This window comes from Firmicutes bacterium HGW-Firmicutes-1 (assembly GCA_002841625.1).
In the GTDB taxonomy this organism is placed as follows: Bacteria; Bacillota; Clostridia; order Lachnospirales; family Vallitaleaceae; genus HGW-1.
Genome location: PHAG01000002.1, coordinates 19,917 through 36,243, shown reverse-complemented (window position 1 = coordinate 36,243; position 16,327 = coordinate 19,917). Strand labels below are relative to the sequence as shown.

The window sequence follows — 16,327 nt, the reverse complement described above, 5'->3', positions numbered from 1 at the left end:
TATGTTACTTCACCTTAACTTTGTATCTATCCTTCTGGTCAAAGAATGTTATATCTGCATACCCAGCATATATTCTTCCACAATGCTTTACTCCTTGTGGAATAAAATACCTATCACCTTTTGTATACGAATTCTTTATACCATTAATTATTAAATCTATCTTACCTTCAAGTACTACTCCCCATTGGGATTCATGTGAATGCTCGGGTAAATCAACATCTTCACTAAAATTCATAAATATAACTTGATGATCTTTAGCTTGTGATAGATATGCATCAATTCCTTTTATTGGTATATCTGCCTTTGGTAAATTTAAAATAGGTTCCGGAAATAATTCTAACATGTTTTTGCCTCCCTTTATTATTAAATTGTAACTTATTCTTTTAGTTCTAAATAGGTCAATCTTGGATAAAATCCTTGCTTCATATAAAAATTAAAAACGTCTTCATGTCCATCCGCTACCGATACTAAAATCTTATTACATCTTCTTTCCTTTAGCCATTCAATTGCATTAGTAATTAACTTATTACCTAATTTATTCTTCCTACATTCTTCTTCAATAAATAACGATTCAATCTCACCTTTTTCTTTCTCCACAGTTGAAATACAATATCCTATAATTACAGCATTATCGTCTTCGACAATCTCAATTCTAATATCTTTTTTGCCCATCTGCAAAAACTTCTTGCATCTCTTCTCAAATGTATTTGTTTTATAATGTTCTTTAAAATACTTCGAATCTTGCAAGTGTAATTGATTCAACTTATCCCATAATGGTTTTATTAAATCCAATTCATCAACATTGATGTCCTTAAAAATAAAATCCATCTTATTTGTGTCCCCTTCCCATTTTCGATTTAATGTTATAGCCTTTTTCTGTCGTCTAACGTTCGCGTTGTTGCCGAAGTTCATCCGCTCAGCTCTCCTATCATCGTTGCACTCAAAGCTGATGAATATTGGCAACAGCCTGTTAGGTGATGTCCCCCTAATTTAAAGCGTTTATGTAAGTTTATGTTTACCAAACTACACAATCATTGGTTGTTATAATACTCATTAAACACTTTGAGTTATCTTCTTATATATCATTATTATATCCTTATTATTCTTGCTTGCATTATGATCACTAAGTTCAGTACCTAAGTATTTATCTGAATACTTTCTCATATCACCAACAATATATGCACATATTAATTCTCCACGCGTAAATGAATCCGGGCGTAAGCTGTAGAGCAAAAATGGAGTTTCTATTCGATGTCGGCTCCAGAATTCATCTGACTCTAATCTGTATGATAAATCATGAATTTGAGTTAATAATTCATGAGCATAAATAAAATCGCCTTTTTTGAGTGATTCTATATGAGACTTATGTAGAATGTTAAATTCATCTAGATAGATTTTTATCTCAGCATATTTAAAATGCATTGATAAATTATTATTTATTCGTTCTGTTCGTAAATCTAATATTCTTACAAGCTCATCAATTTCTCTTTGATGATAGTTGTTATTTATAATGATATCACGACCCGCAACATTTCCTGATATGTTGGTGTTATCACCAACTATCACTCCAGAATTTATACTATCAGGTTCATGTTTATTTGCATTTGATTTATCTTTATTCATAAAATTAAACAGCCTCCTTAGAAAAAAATATAGAGAACTAATTATTGCTATCCCAATACCACTAAATATCCATTCTTTGTTATTATCTATCCATGCTATCATAACTTCTCCCTTTTATTACCAATAAATTAAACTTAATAATGCACATATAAATTGCTAATTTTACTAGAGGGGGATTTCATCTAACGTTTTCGTGTTTACGATGTTCATCAGCTCAATCGTTTGCCGATTAATAACCCTTTAAGTAGGTGAATGTCGCAAACATCTTGTTAGGTGATAAATACGGAAACTGCCGATGGTCATTTCCTTGTGAATGCAAGAAACCAAACATAATAAATATTTATATTCTGTTTGTCATTTAAAGTAACTTATTAGTAAAATAATAATAATACCTGCTATCCATAGATACAGTGAAATAAATTTTAATGTAGTAGCCAATGAACAAAATTTTGCCATTAAGTTGCTTTGATTGGGATACCTATTCAATAAAATAATCAAAATTGTATTTTCCAGCACATCATATATGGCACGTGATATAGCAAAAGCTATAAGGAGGTTTCTAATGACCATATCTGTTGTAACCTTTAACGTGATTGCTATCATCACAATAAGAAAACAAGTGATAAAGCAAAAATCAAGCAATAAATAATTCTCGTATGCTTTTCTTCCCTCTATACCTATACGCTCAAATGTATCATATACAATGTTACTATTGTATCGAAATCTCATATCAAGAAGCCTAAACTTTGGGTCATACTTTTGTATACCAGGAATCCCATGGTTTGTTCTATACATCACAAATAAGCAGAACAAGAATCCTACTATACCAAAACCTAGAATACCAATATACATATGTAAACCTCCATTTTAAATTACTACTATTCAATGTCACACAACGTTTGCGTGTTGCCGACGTTCATCAGAACAATCCACTTAAATTTCACTACACTACAAACTGATGAATGTTGATAATATCTTGTTAGGTGAAGTTGTGTACGGAAGTATACTACCAGCTGTATCATTCCTTATTGGTTTATAATTAACTATTGCCTAATCTTATTACTATGTATTCTGGTTTGAAAAAATTTCCCCCATAAATATTTTTGATATCTTCTAACGATAAGTTTTCAAAAGTACAGTGGGGAATTGTAGCTAACTGTTCATCATCCATCCATGTATCCCACAATTCAACTTCATTTGAATCTTTGAGATGTTCCTTTATATAATCTAACAACTGCAATGCTCTTTCCTCTGAATATATCCATCTCAATTCAGACGCATACTTTTTTTGTGTATATTTTTCTGCATATGATGGTGATTCTTCTTGTTTTATTTCAATTTCATGCATATGTTCTTCAGAATCGCAAATGAACATCCTCTTCACATCATCTCTATCAATATCGGGATCATCTAATATATAATCATCCAATTGGATTCCTCTAGCTAATGCCATATTAATTGATAAAAACTCTATATATGGATTTTTTACATCTTTTAATGGACTATCACTTGCAATAAACTGAAACCTACTCATTTTTTTCCCTCCCTCAATATGAAAAAATTGTTCTTAATATTTCATTCTGCACTAGTACAGAATTTCACCTAACATTTGCGTGTTTCCGATGTTCATTAACTCATGTTCTTCCCAACTAAAACCTCTATGCTGATTAATGCTTACAATACACTGTTTAGTGATTTTGCATACGAAAAATAGTTCAATAATTATACGAATCTCATTCTTTATATTTTTGAAGGTCTTTATTCCCTCTGTACATTTTAATAAGATAGTAAGTTAGTGTGCATAATTGAGTAATTATAAATATTGGAATAAACCATTTTCCTAATAATAGCATCTTCAAACCCGATATCATCATATACAAAAACATAATCATCAGCTCCATTTTAAGGAATATAACCATACTTTTGATATTTTTATAAACAAACTCTCTATTGTCATCCGTTATTCTAATTGGAACATTACAAATAGCAGGAAAGCGAGCTGCTATTACTAATAAAGTATATAAGACCAGACTAATAATTGGATAAATCAAAATTTCACTTTTATTCCCCCATCTATCAACTTCTCCAGCGATATTGTAATGTCCTGGAATTTTTTCGGGTATATTACCCCACATAGTTATAACGTAGATAAACATAACTATTAAAATTATAAATGTTATACCTTCCATCGCCCATTGTAACTTTGTATGTTTCAATTTCATGCTCTTTCACTCCTTTTTAATTAATAATTTCTTACTTAATGCCAATGAATGTTGGAAACATATTGTTATACGAAGTAATCTGTGGAAGCTTTGGCTACCTTCAATTCAATAAGTTTGCATATAATTCTACCATATACCTACCAACATATCGCTAACAGATTATTTCGTATAACTTTCTGGGCGTTGCCAACGTCACATAGCCCCAACATTTCTCCTGATTACGGTTACCTCAAGGCTGGCGATGTTGGTAACGCCGTGTTATACGAAGTCAAACGCGAAAGGTAAAGCAACATAATAATTTATTAAAATAACCCACCATTATATTTCTTCTGAGCAATAAGCATCATAATGAAACCCAACAAAAAGAATATTCCAAAGAAAATCCAACCATATGAAGTCCCTGTTATAAAATCTATTAGACCTGTCAATATCATTCCAGTTCCCATTGTAATAACCGCTTTACCCATTGCTTTTGTATATGGTTTTTTATCTTTATCTTTAACCTTTGTATAATGATAACTATGTATGAGCGTTATGTGTTCCTTTTTCCAGATTTGCCATCCTATATAATCAAATAGTGCTCCTAAAAAAATCATTAATACCAATTCAAACATATCATCGCCTCCTTAATCCTCTGAGTGCAACTACCTTGACTAAAAATTCCCCATTCTAAAAGGCTAATATTTTATGACACATTTCTACTCTGTCATTTTAAACAATGTTTGTCGAATGCCCTTCAGCCCAACTTTTGATGTCGTATAACGTTTGCGTGTTTACTACGTTATCAGTTCGCACACTTTCCAGTTGATCAGTCTTATGCTGATGAATGTTGCAAACATATTGTTATATGATGGATGGCGCGAAAGTTCTAGTCCCATATAAAGGGTGTTTCCATCTTATCGCACATCAAACTAGCCCCATCCTTCTCACTATTCCAGTAGGTAAATATATTCCATATTGGCATTTTAGCATTCAAATCAATAATTCTAACTAATTCAGTCCCATCTGCTGTCTTAACTTTAATCTCATGTTTACCTTCTAAAAAATAATAATAATTATATGATTGATGCTGACCTTCTACCTTGCAATTTTGGGTGATTATTTTAATTCCGTCAACATAAACGCTAAACTCCATCTCAGGTTTAAGGAAACTTTGATTAGTTAAAACTATAATAAAATTCGATTTCTTTTCGGCCTCTGAATCATAGGAACCACTTTCATTTATCACCTGTAATCCCACTAACTCTTCAAATTTATCTTCTTTATCTGCGTTTAATTTAATAAAAACTAAAATCAATAAAATCAAAACTACTGGAATTAGTAATAATATTATTCTATTCTTCATCTCTTCCAATCACCTCTAATCATTCAGTTTTATCCCAAAGATCATATAAAGATTTACTATCTTCTAATTCTAAATCTCCATTTTCTAAATGCCTGTACAAGTTACAAGCAAGTCTCTTAGCTCTTCTTTTCTTATCATTCTTACTGTATAATCACCGTTCATATTCTCCGCCATAATATGCATTTAATAAATGTATTATAATAATCATCATTTCTACAAAGAGGGGTTCTTATAACGTTCGCGTATTGCCTACGTTCAATCAGCTCAATTACTTCCAATCAATGCTGATGAATGTTGGCAATATATAGTTATGTGATGTCCACCCTCAGAAGCTTTCTACAGTCATCCGTCTGTAAATATCTCATTGGTTTAATTCCTCAATAGCCAGTATCTCAACTAATTCTATTCTACTTCCTAAATCCGTATTAGGTTTAAAAGCATAGTAAAAATTTTTAAAGGTTGCTGTGATTTTATATGTAATTGTTGATCCTCCATCCTGGTATTCAAGCATTTTATTCTTTCTATCTACGCCAATCTCTTCAATAACTTTATCATCATTAGCTAAATGAAAAAACACATGTGCTCTATCATAAAAAATATTCATATCTATCCATGATGTTGAAATGGGTATACTTCTTGAAATTTCAGTGTTATCACATAATAAACTGAAGTAACTTCCTCCCACTTCATTTATTATTAATTCTCCAGTTAGAATACAACTGCCCTCAAAACTAACTTCCTCTTGTCCATCATCACTAATCTTTACTTCCTTTACCTTGTATCCATCAATCATATCATTAGCTTTGACTTGTTGAGGATTAAAGATGTTATTATAAGAATTAATTATTGATATTATACCATTTTCTTGTATATAATTTTGGCATAAAATAATTTCATCAAATCCTCCCAGAATCTCACTCTTCTTAATCGCATATTGAATCTCGTATTCTGTGTTAGAAGAAGTATGATTCAAATTCGTTTTCTGAATTAGATCATTTAATTGTACTTTGAGACTTTTGTTTTCCGTTTCAGCATTTTCTAGTTTTTCTTTTAAAATTTCGTAATCATCTTTAATCTTTTCAATACTATCCTTTTCTGTTTTGTTCTTACAACTAGATATAATAAACAGCAAACTTATCAATAATAATATTAGTCTTACCTTTCTCCTCAAATAATCTCCTCCTTAATATTACTTTTCATCTATAACACCCTTTTTCACAACTAGAGGGTGGATGTCACATAACGTGTTCGTTGTTGCCGACGTTCATAGCTCAATTGCTTCCTACTCAAACAACCTTCAGGCTATGAATGTTGGCAACAACCTGTTATTGATGTTGCACACGGAAGCTACCTATAAACTCCTTGTTAGCTTCTATATTTCTTCTGCATACAAACGATTTGTACATTTTCTCTTCTCACTACCTTACTACATTGAAATCCATGCATCTCAAAATTGCTCACTATTTCTTTCGGCGAATAAAACTTGACGTCACCTTCCTTCGATAATTTGACAAATGGATTACATAAAACCCTTATAACAGCCGGGAGATAAATCTCAGCTATGTATAAATAGCCATTCTTCTTTAATACTCTTGCTGCTTCCCTTGCAAAAGAATCGGTATCTGGAAAATGATGATATGCAGCACAAACTGTCATTGATTCAAAAAAATCACTTTCAAAGGGTATCTCTTCACAACCGGCCACTTTAAATACCATATCTCTACAATTCTTCTTTGCATTACTAACCATCTTATCAGATATATCGATACCATATCCATGAATTTCATTCTTAGCTGATAGCATTTTCAATAAAGTTCCGTTACCACAAGCAACATCTAAAATATTTATGCCTTTCTCCAGAACTATAATCTTACACAATAAATCTTTAAACTTTTTAGTAAATTTACCTTCAGGTGTATCATCATAATTATCTGCTTTGTTATTGTAGGCAATCTTTGAATACTCGTTATAATCCTTCATGTATACCCCCTATGAAAATATGATAATCATAAAGTTGTTTTTAACCTAGTGTGCAATGTCATATAACGTTCGCGTTGTTGCCGATGTTCATCAGCTCAAGTACTTCAGACCTTCATATTATTCAAACTGATGAATGTGGACAACAACTTGTTAACTGACGTAATCTACTGAATATATCGTTATTCTTTAATTAACGCCTTCTTTTCCAATAACTTTAAAATTCGCTCATCATATCTTTTATCAAGTTGGTCACCACATAGATTAACAAATTTAATATATACACCATCATTAATATCAGAAATAATAGCACCCTGCGGTAAAAATGAAGATAACATTGATTGAGCAAAACAACCATCATATATTAATTCGTCATCTACATAAACATAAAACTTATCTATCGAACTAGTTCCCAACAGCCTTGAACCTCCAATATATCTTTTCTCTTCTACAAAAGGAACATCTAATTGTTCTAAATACTCATCCTTAAACACTATTTTCTGATTATCCCAATCATAATACTCAATATCATTATCTGTAAAGATAGGTTTGTCTCTAATAACATATTCACTAGATAAGTCCGTCGTATCCCCTATATATACTTTAAATCTGTCACCAGTACTATCATCATTATTTCTTCTACTACATCCCGAAATCATAACGATTACTAAAAGAAAACTTATTAAGCGAACTAAATTCTTCAAAAAATATCCTCCTTCATAAAGTTATAAACTACCAACCTCTAGTAGATTATGTCAGTTAACGTTCGTGTGTTTACAACGTTCATCAGATCTCACACTTCAAACCTAGTCTGCCTAAAGTCTGATGAATGTCGTAAACGTCTTGTTATATGACGCGCAGCGCGGTAACTTCCGAGCATCATAAATTAGTCATTTCTTAATGAAATATTCAGAAATGTAATTCTATTAGTAATATGCTTGTCTACGGATACAGCATATATCAGTCCAGAAATGCTCATTGAAACCTTTCCACTCTCGGCTATACCATAAACTTTTTCAAATACTTCAAAGTTGTCAACAAAATATGTTGACGAAAATCCTTCAGGATGAATTTCTGAAACATCTTGTTGTACGACGTTACACACGGTAATTGCCGATAGCCCTAAACCCTATATAAAAGCTCATCTATCTTGGCTTTGTCTTAACATATCTGAGATTTTTACATTGGGGTGATGGTAATCTTTTCCTTCATGTTTACACCAATGATGAATAGCCTTTGTTGGGCACCATTCATCACATGCAAGACACATCTCGCAGTGGTGCTGCCAAACTGGTTTGTTCTCAATCATTTCAATGTTATGAGCCGGACAAACTTTTGCACATGTTGTACAACCATTACATTTATCATCTACGTAAATACTTTTATCACTTAATAGTATCATTTGGCGAAAATCTAGATTTGTATCTTTTGGCTCCTGCGACATTTTTTTGAGGTGACTTATATAAAAATTCTGCAAGACTAAATATATTGGAACCATCAGCCCATTAAATAGCGCCTTTATTTTTTTATATTTATTCTTTTTCCTGTTGATTATAACATTGAAAATAACGTCAATTTTCTCCTTAGATTCTTTGAACATTTTTTCTTGATTTTGATTTATTAATCTAGAAGGATAACCTAAATTATTCATCGGCAGTTTTATTGAAAATTCAGCTGTAAGTTCACCCCCCATTGATTTAATTATTCTACTGAGATTTTTCAATGTTGGGAGCGCATTAACATTCTCAAAGCCTCCACAAGTACAAACTGCAAAGATATATTTTAAGTTAATGTTTTCTAGCTTTTTGATAAATTTCTCTACAATCAAAGGTATCCCATAGAGCTGTGCCAAATAACAGGGAAATACAATCCCAATAGTATCTGATTCAGTTTTTATACTTTGCTTATCAACGACTGATGAAATTGATATCAAAGTCCCTTTTGTTTTTTCAGCGATATCCCTTGCCACAGAAAGCGAATTTCCAGTTCCTGAAAAATAATAAATTTCAATGCTCATAGAAAATTTACTCCTTTAATCTCAATATAGTTCTTTCAAAACTAACTCAACCAGAAAATTTTTTCGCTCTTTTTCTAGTGTGTAATGTCGTACAACGTTCGCGTATTGCCGAAGTTCATCAGGTCAAGTACTTTTGACTTTAAAACACTTCAAGCTGATGATTGTTTGCTCACGGAAACTGCCATATCAATTTAATTTGCCAACTAAAATTGCTAGCATAAAAATAGAAAATATAATAAAAAATATACCAAACGAAATTGATTTTACTTTCAGTTGCTTAGTTGATGAGTAAAAAAACAATTCAGTAATTAATTGATTACTTCCTATACACCTAAACATTATCATATGATTTCACCAGCAATTACCCCAATCAAGAATCCAACAAATAATAAAATGACAATTGATAATAGTAATATTCTTATCAATTTGATTTTTTTAATCTTCATCAAATAAGGGGCTTCATTCCAAAATTCTATTAACTCATACAAATACTAGTGTGCAATGTCATATAATGATTGCGTTGTTGCCGAAGTTCATCAGCTCATGTACTTTACCAACAAATCAATCTTGAAGCTGATGAATTTTGGCAACATATTGTTATATGAAGTAAGCACTTAACCGTCTTACATTTGCCATTAATCTAATTGATATCTTCCCAATCTACAATATTCTTTAAATCCTATCTTCTTATAAATTACTTCACCTAATGGACTTGCTTGCAATATTACAATCCTATAACCTCTTTCTTGAGCAAATATTAATGGAGCCAAAGTAATTAGCTTACCTACACCCTTATTTCTATATGCTTTATCTGTAGCTACAAAATAAATACCAGCAATACCTTTATTTAAATATAAGAAAGATGTAGCTATTATCCTGCCTTTATACTTAGCAACAAAACATCTGAATTTATCAATTGAAAATGTCAATCTAATTAAATCGCAAAAATCTTCTATAGACTTTTTATCAGGTTTACTAAATAACTCTATACCTACTATCTTACACCAATTAAATAGTAATTCTTCATCTTCTAAAATACATATTTCTAAATCATTATCATCATTTAAATATTCTAATTTAGTATTTGGTATATTCATCGCCATACCAGCAGCCTCATACTTCCTAATCAAGCCAAACTCATTAAAATATCTATCATAATTATCAGGTATACTAGATGGACCTGTCATTATTGTATTAGGCAACAATCCTGCTTTCATTCTCGTTACCATATCGTTAATTGTATTATTAATACTATCTATTTGTAGTCTGATATCAAAAATACCAGTTGGCCAACTTCCTTCATTACCTCTAACCCAATTATAACTATTACCTTTTTTATATTCACAACCTTTTAATTTAGCCATCTCTATATAAAAATCCGAATAATTCTGTTCTATTAATTTTACTATATACTCAGTACTACTATTGAGATTATTAGACTTCATTAATTCATCTCCTATGATAAAATTGAGTTCCTAAATTATAAAGTGCTTATATCCTTCTTCAAGTAGGACGTTGTACACGGAAACAACCAGTGTAAATGTACTATAATAGTTCAAAACTAGCGAAAAACATATATATCCTACTAGTGGTACAAGAACAAGCGTAATAATAACAAACTTCAACTTTTTTAAAGACCATAAAACTATAAAACTTAAGTAAACTAACAAATTTGTTATAAGCAGTCTAACTGTTTGTCACACTTTCTCTGCTGACAATTTTTCCTCTACTAAGATGATTAATCTTTTTCTATTAGCATTCGATATTGGTATAATCGATACTATACTACCTGATATTATAATAAATCCCGAAAAAATAAAACCACTAAAAATTAATCTAAGAAAAGCTCCAACAAATGTGATACTCAAGCCATTCACCAAATAATCAATCATAATAAAAAATCCCATAATAAAATGAACTATTAGTATTGATTGTGAGTTCAGTAATCCACTAGTAAATTTTACTTTTATATAAGTCATTCCATTGTGCTCAAATATTTTTCCTTTAAGTACTTTTTCAAACGAATTTCTAATATATGCTCAATGAAAAGAATAATAGAATCTTTTTTCTGTCACCTTTCCAATGTAAGTATGTACATTCCAATTAAAGAAAAGGCTTGTTTTTAGTTCTTTTTGTAAAATTTCTTTAACTTCACTAGGTCTATAATTCGTTTTATATAATAAAAAACTCATGATCTCTCCCTTTGTTGAATGCTTGAAAAATGTCTCCATACTTGAGATACAGAAGATTGCGGATAACGTTTGCGTGTTTCCGATATTCATTGGGTCACACACGTACTAACAAATCAATCTTAATACCAATGAATGTCGGAAACATCTTGTTATGTGATGGAACATGTGACCCCTTTGCTAAAGCTTCAATTTTTCAAATTCCTTCTTAAACCCTCTTTATCATTACCTTTCCCTTTATTCAATTTAGTCTAAACTACCACACCAATTTACTTGAATTTTTTACTATTCGTCCACCTTCATAATAATTACTCGGTGTGCCTCTCTTGCACTTCTAAAGAAACCTGCAACCCTGAACATTATGCGGTACTTCTTTGGTATCCTTTCAACTACTTTTTTATCAGTTAAATATAACGTTTTCAAATGCTTTATTGATTTGATATAACCTTCAATTTCTCGTGGATCATCAACTCCCCATTTAACTTTTGCGCCTGTTTTTTTTAGGGACGGATGATATTTAGAACTTTTTACTGTTAATTTCGAATACGCATCAAAAATAATTGTATACTTCTTAAACTTCGATTTAAGAGCTTCTAATAGTGCTTTAATCTCATTTTCAGAAAGATACATAAACAACCCCTCAGCAATAATAAGCACTTCATTTCCGACCATTCTAATACCATCTATCCAATCTAGATTTGTAACTGAAGAAGAAATATATCTATAATTTGCAGTTTGACTATATAATTGCTTTTTAATATTGATGACTTCAGGAAAATCCAAGTCGTACCATATTTCAGTTTGAATTCCAAGACGCATAAATCGTGCATCGAGTCCACAACCTAAGTGTAAAACTAAGCTATTCCGATTTTTACCAATAAAAGCTTTTGCGAAATCGTCAATTATTGATGCACGCATTGCAAGCATAACTTGTGTTTTATCCTGTATTTTAAGTTTTGAGTAATCATAGATGAGTTTGGCAATAGCTTCTTCTGCAAATGGATCTTTAAAAACTCCCAATTCACTCATCTTTGCTTTTCCATAAAGTGGAATTATCAAAGTCTCCATTTCATTTTTTAATTCTATTTTCATAAGTCACCCTCCTTAGATATAAATGATCTTATAAATTAACTAATAAGCATATAGTAAAATTTGTACAGTGAAATACTAACTTCCAGTTTGAACTACTAAATTCCATAGGTGCATAAATTAGTCTTACACACCATTTTCTTGTATAATAGATATACGGTTGGAACCTCCTGTGCGTAAAGGAAGGTAGCCATGTCTATCAATAATATAAACAATCAAAGCACATTACACTTTCGTTAATACCAGTACAGAAAGCAATTATGTCACATAACGATTTCGTTGTTGCCGACGTTCATAGCTCAAACGCTATCTACCGCTGAAACTAAAAGCTGATGAATGTTAGCAATAACCTGTTAGGCGATGTAACTGGCGACTATATGCCACGTTCTAAAACTTCAAAATAAGTCACAACTCCCTGCGCATTAATTCGCAACCGTAGATCACCTTCAATCCCATATTTTTCGTCATAAATTAAACCATATTCATAATATTGAATACTGTTAATTTCATCATAAACAAATCTTTCAAATACATATTTATCTCCTTCAGATGAAAAGGGGACTTGTATCGTTTTCACTTCTTTAGGCGGTAAACCATACATTTCTAAATCTTTCAAATCTATTATTATTTCTTCTTGGTTAATTGAAATATATTCTGCAACATATTGCTTCATGGTATCAATATCATTTTCAACATAAGCTTTAATAAACTTCTCTGCAACATCATTTGTTGCAATGTAATAATCAGAGATTGATTTTGGAGTTTCGTTAATCTTCTCTTTATTAGTAATCGTTTCAAATTCTGATATTCTCTTTTTGGCATTTTTTAGACGTGATTGCAAATCTACTATAGAATTTTTTTGCTCATTAATTGTTTTATTCTGTGTTTCGATAATATTATTTAATTCCGTTACTTTTTCAACATCTTGCTTACAACCTGTCATCAGAGCACTCAATAACATTACTATCATTATTTTCTTCATAAACCCTCCTTGTATAACATTATCTATTCGTTACCGAGTCAGTTATGTCGCCTAACGTTTGCGTATTGCCGATGTTCATCAGCTCACAATTTCCCGACAACATGACACTTCAAACTGATGAATTTCGGAAACATATTGTTAGCTGAAGTTGTGTACTGAAGTAGCCAATTAACCCAGTTCTTGTATGATCTATTTTAATCTAATGCTCTTCAATATACTCATAAAAATCTCTTTTGATATCTCATTCTCATCATTATTATTAAAACTTATATAATATATTTCCTTTTCATCAACTGATATTGATGCCAAGTATTCATCATGCGTACCAGTTATTCCTGATGCCGCTGTTCCATTATCAGCATCAAGTGTTAATACTCTCCCCTTACCTATTGACAAGTCAATTTCTTCATCATTCGTTATACTACTATGGTTTGGTTGCAGTGCCTTAAGGTCAAAATCTTTCTTATACTCGTATACCCAAATTTCTCCCTTCTTATCTCCTTTTTCGTCTATGATATTGAAAATCGTCTTATAATCATTATTGACTTGCCAATCTTCTGGCAAATCAACCAAGATAGAATCATACTTTTCTTCAATATTATAGAAGTCAACATCACTTCCGTTTTGAAACTTCATGTTATCCATTTTATTATTATTAGATTTGCATCCTGTAGCACATAAAATAATTAGGATTAAAATTATATATCTTCTATTCATAACTTCATACCTCGTTTTATCTAAATATACTAAATCCAAGACCTTGTACATACCCTTCTAAATCTAGTACACAATTCAGCTAACGTCTTCGTTGTTGCTGAAGTTTATCAGCTCAACTACTTAAATCCTTCACATACTAAAAGCTGATAAATTTTGGCAACAACTTGTTCGGCGAAGTTATAACGGTCGTTTTAGTCTAAATAATAAGTAAGCCCTCCAATCCATCCTACTTGACCATCTTCCAACTGAACCTCATATATATTGTAAACATCATCAATACTTAAGACAGTAAATTTATCATCTTTATCTAGTATTGCAATATATTCATCTTCATGCTCTTCAGGAATCCAATCCATAATCTCGTGAATACCACCATAAACATACTCTTTTTCTTTAAATACTACTAATTCATTCCATTCAGCTGTAAATGTTTTGTCGATAAAATTATTAACTTCTACGTAATCATTAATTTCAATATCATAATAGTCTATTACGGTATCAATAGTAAAATCCTCTTTACCTGTTATAAACATTTGTCCACCTTGATAATATATCTTACCGTCACCATACATTTTCCTATTAGTCACATTTCCCATTTACCTCATATCATTAACATGATATAATTATATCATTATTAAATCATAGAGGTGATGCAAATGCCAAAAATTCTTCCTATATCAGATCTTCGTAATAACTTTAACGAAATTTCAGAAACCTGCCACAAAAATGCTGAACCAATCTTCATTACTAAAAATGGAAAAGGTGATCTTGTTGTAATGAGTCAAGCATATTTCGAACAACTTCAAGCAAAATTAGACTTATATGATAAACTTTCTGTTGCTGAGGCTCAAAAATCTAATAATGCTCCGACAATTTCTCATGATGAATTCATGAGCTCATTAAGGAGTCAATATAATGTCTAAAAGCTTAAAAATAGTCTATTACCCCGCAGCACAAGACGACATCAAAGGTATTCTTAATTATATTTCTATGGATAATCCATCAGCTGCAATTAGTCTTATCGGAAAAATAGATGAAACAATCGGTTCACTTTCGATGTTTCCGCATGCTGGTACTATCCCGTCTGATAATAATTTAAAATCAAAAAATTATAGAATGCTCATTATTGACTCCTACATTGCATTTTACATCATAAATGAAACATTATCTAGCGTGGAAATTATGAGAATCTTATCTGGAAGACAAAATTATATAAATATATTATAGTCTTCAATATTTCGGTTTTATACCGAAGTAATATATGTCGCCTAACGTTCCCGCAGTTTCCGTCGTGCCATCCCGTTCAGCATCCAAAACGATGCGCGTCGGGCATGACGGAAATTGGCGTGTTATGCGAAGTATAATGTTGTCCCCTCTTCACTCATTACTTTCCCACCAAGGCTCTAAATCTGCTACTTCACTTATAATTATATACGGAAATGCCATACCACTTAATCCAGTATCTCCGATTAAATAATAAAAAGACTTACCATCTACATCTTTCCATGTTAATAATTCAGAAGGTAATCCTTCTGACAATATTGAATTAAACAAAACATCTGTATTTGTTATTTCCTCAAAATAACAGATTTCTTTCGTAACTTCATATGAAGTTAAATCTTCCTTCCACTCAATAATCTCTATCTTAAAATCATATAGAGTACCACTTACCTCTATTGCTAATGTAGATGTCTCATCATCAGACAAATCAATAATATCATGTCCCCAGCTATGTACATCATTATATCCTATTATCTTAAGGTTATTATATGTATTAGTATCATTATGATTCTCACCCATTCCAATCATACCATTAGTATAATCAAACACAAAAAGGTTAGTATTCTTATTACTTTTAACTTGTTGAGTCAATTCAATTTCCATATTTGATATAGCTAATTTCAACGTATCAATTTCTTCATTCTTAGTATTAATACTTTTATTAAGTTCTGCTATTGTTTGATTAAGCTTATCTTTCTTAACTTCCAATTCATTAAGTGAATTTGCAAATTCTAACTCATCCCGTATTCCTTGATCTTCACTTAAACCCTCCTTAGAATTACATCCTATAACAAACAAAACAAGGATTAGCATTAACAATATTATTTTTCTCATTCTGTCTCCTTTCGATTCACAGACATTATATTTCGCATAACGGTAGCGTAT

General features: G+C 31.2%; 22 protein-coding genes. 2 read left to right on the top strand and 20 right to left on the bottom strand.

Annotated elements, in window-relative coordinates; genetic code table 11:
• Nucleotides 1–4: 4 nt before the first annotated feature.
• From CVU84_02115 to CVU84_02025, 19 genes are all read right to left on the bottom strand, one after another.
• Nucleotides 5–343 carry a cupin domain-containing protein gene (locus tag CVU84_02115; GenBank protein PKM95620.1) on the bottom strand — a complete coding sequence of 113 codons (339 nt, stop codon included), beginning with the start codon at nt 341–343 and terminating at the stop codon, nt 5–7.
• Nucleotides 344–375: 32 nt separating this feature from the next.
• Nucleotides 376–912 (bottom strand): GNAT family N-acetyltransferase, encoded by a 537-nt coding sequence (locus CVU84_02110; GenBank protein PKM95619.1) that lies wholly within the window; start codon nt 910–912, stop codon nt 376–378.
• 141 nt (nt 913–1,053) lie between these two features.
• Nucleotides 1,054–1,623, bottom strand: a complete 570-nt coding sequence (locus tag CVU84_02105) for a hypothetical protein (GenBank protein PKM95618.1) — start codon at nt 1,621–1,623, stop codon at nt 1,054–1,056.
• 354 nt (nt 1,624–1,977) lie between these two features.
• On the bottom strand, nt 1,978–2,475 hold the full coding sequence (locus CVU84_02100; protein PKM95617.1) for a hypothetical protein: 498 nt from the start codon (nt 2,473–2,475) through the stop codon (nt 1,978–1,980).
• Between the two features lie 187 nt (nt 2,476–2,662).
• Nucleotides 2,663–3,157 carry a hypothetical protein gene (locus CVU84_02095; GenBank protein PKM95616.1) on the bottom strand — a complete coding sequence of 165 codons (495 nt, stop codon included), beginning with the start codon at nt 3,155–3,157 and terminating at the stop codon, nt 2,663–2,665.
• A gap of 199 nt (nt 3,158–3,356) precedes the next feature.
• A complete protein-coding gene (locus CVU84_02090) occupies nt 3,357–3,845 on the bottom strand; it encodes a hypothetical protein (GenBank protein PKM95615.1) in 489 nt (162 codons plus the stop codon).
• Nucleotides 3,846–4,147: 302 nt separating this feature from the next.
• Nucleotides 4,148–4,459 carry a DUF3784 domain-containing protein gene (locus tag CVU84_02085; protein PKM95614.1) on the bottom strand — a complete coding sequence of 104 codons (312 nt, stop codon included), beginning with the start codon at nt 4,457–4,459 and terminating at the stop codon, nt 4,148–4,150.
• 254 nt (nt 4,460–4,713) lie between these two features.
• Nucleotides 4,714–5,190, bottom strand: coding sequence for a hypothetical protein (locus tag CVU84_02080; GenBank protein ID PKM95613.1), 477 nt, complete (start codon nt 5,188–5,190; stop codon nt 4,714–4,716).
• 361 nt (nt 5,191–5,551) lie between these two features.
• Entirely contained in the window at nt 5,552–6,361 is an 810-nt protein-coding gene (locus CVU84_02075; protein PKM95612.1) for a hypothetical protein, read from the bottom strand.
• A gap of 194 nt (nt 6,362–6,555) precedes the next feature.
• Nucleotides 6,556–7,170 (bottom strand): SAM-dependent methyltransferase, encoded by a 615-nt coding sequence (locus CVU84_02070; GenBank protein PKM95611.1) that lies wholly within the window; start codon nt 7,168–7,170, stop codon nt 6,556–6,558.
• 179 nt (nt 7,171–7,349) lie between these two features.
• Complete coding sequence (locus CVU84_02065) at nt 7,350–7,871, bottom strand: hypothetical protein (protein PKM95610.1); 522 nt, start codon at nt 7,869–7,871, stop codon at nt 7,350–7,352.
• Between the two features lie 182 nt (nt 7,872–8,053).
• Nucleotides 8,054–8,272 (bottom strand): hypothetical protein, encoded by a 219-nt coding sequence (locus tag CVU84_02060; GenBank protein PKM95609.1) that lies wholly within the window; start codon nt 8,270–8,272, stop codon nt 8,054–8,056.
• 36 nt (nt 8,273–8,308) lie between these two features.
• The gene (locus CVU84_02055) at nt 8,309–9,184 is read right to left on the bottom strand and encodes a hypothetical protein (GenBank protein PKM95608.1); all 876 of its coding nucleotides are present in this window, start codon (nt 9,182–9,184) and stop codon (nt 8,309–8,311) included.
• Between the two features lie 635 nt (nt 9,185–9,819).
• Complete coding sequence (locus CVU84_02050; protein ID PKM95607.1) at nt 9,820–10,629, bottom strand: hypothetical protein; 810 nt, start codon at nt 10,627–10,629, stop codon at nt 9,820–9,822.
• 252 nt (nt 10,630–10,881) lie between these two features.
• Nucleotides 10,882–11,163, bottom strand: a complete 282-nt coding sequence (locus CVU84_02045; GenBank protein PKM95606.1) for a hypothetical protein — start codon at nt 11,161–11,163, stop codon at nt 10,882–10,884.
• Between the two features lie 495 nt (nt 11,164–11,658).
• The gene (locus CVU84_02040) at nt 11,659–12,465 is read right to left on the bottom strand and encodes a class I SAM-dependent methyltransferase (protein PKM95605.1); all 807 of its coding nucleotides are present in this window, start codon (nt 12,463–12,465) and stop codon (nt 11,659–11,661) included.
• 370 nt (nt 12,466–12,835) lie between these two features.
• Nucleotides 12,836–13,444: a hypothetical protein gene (locus CVU84_02035; GenBank protein PKM95604.1), complete on the bottom strand. Its 609-nt coding sequence runs from the start codon at nt 13,442–13,444 to the stop codon at nt 12,836–12,838.
• Between the two features lie 189 nt (nt 13,445–13,633).
• Nucleotides 13,634–14,161, bottom strand: coding sequence for a hypothetical protein (locus CVU84_02030; protein PKM95603.1), 528 nt, complete (start codon nt 14,159–14,161; stop codon nt 13,634–13,636).
• 191 nt (nt 14,162–14,352) lie between these two features.
• Entirely contained in the window at nt 14,353–14,757 is a 405-nt protein-coding gene (locus CVU84_02025) for a hypothetical protein (GenBank protein PKM95602.1), read from the bottom strand.
• 60 nt (nt 14,758–14,817) lie between these two features.
• Between CVU84_02025 and CVU84_02020 the strand changes: the two genes are divergently transcribed.
• Nucleotides 14,818–15,084 carry a prevent-host-death protein gene (locus tag CVU84_02020; GenBank protein PKM95601.1) on the top strand — a complete coding sequence of 89 codons (267 nt, stop codon included), beginning with the start codon at nt 14,818–14,820 and terminating at the stop codon, nt 15,082–15,084.
• Nucleotides 15,077–15,388 (top strand): type II toxin-antitoxin system mRNA interferase toxin, RelE/StbE family, encoded by a 312-nt coding sequence (locus CVU84_02015; GenBank protein ID PKM95600.1) that lies wholly within the window; start codon nt 15,077–15,079, stop codon nt 15,386–15,388. The genes CVU84_02020 and CVU84_02015 overlap by 8 nt, the downstream gene beginning before the upstream one ends.
• A 150-nt stretch (nt 15,389–15,538) precedes the next feature.
• Here CVU84_02015 and CVU84_02010 read toward each other — a convergent pair whose 3' ends face one another.
• Nucleotides 15,539–16,276, bottom strand: coding sequence for a hypothetical protein (locus CVU84_02010; protein ID PKM95599.1), 738 nt, complete (start codon nt 16,274–16,276; stop codon nt 15,539–15,541).
• Between the last annotated feature and the right edge of the window lie 51 nt (nt 16,277–16,327).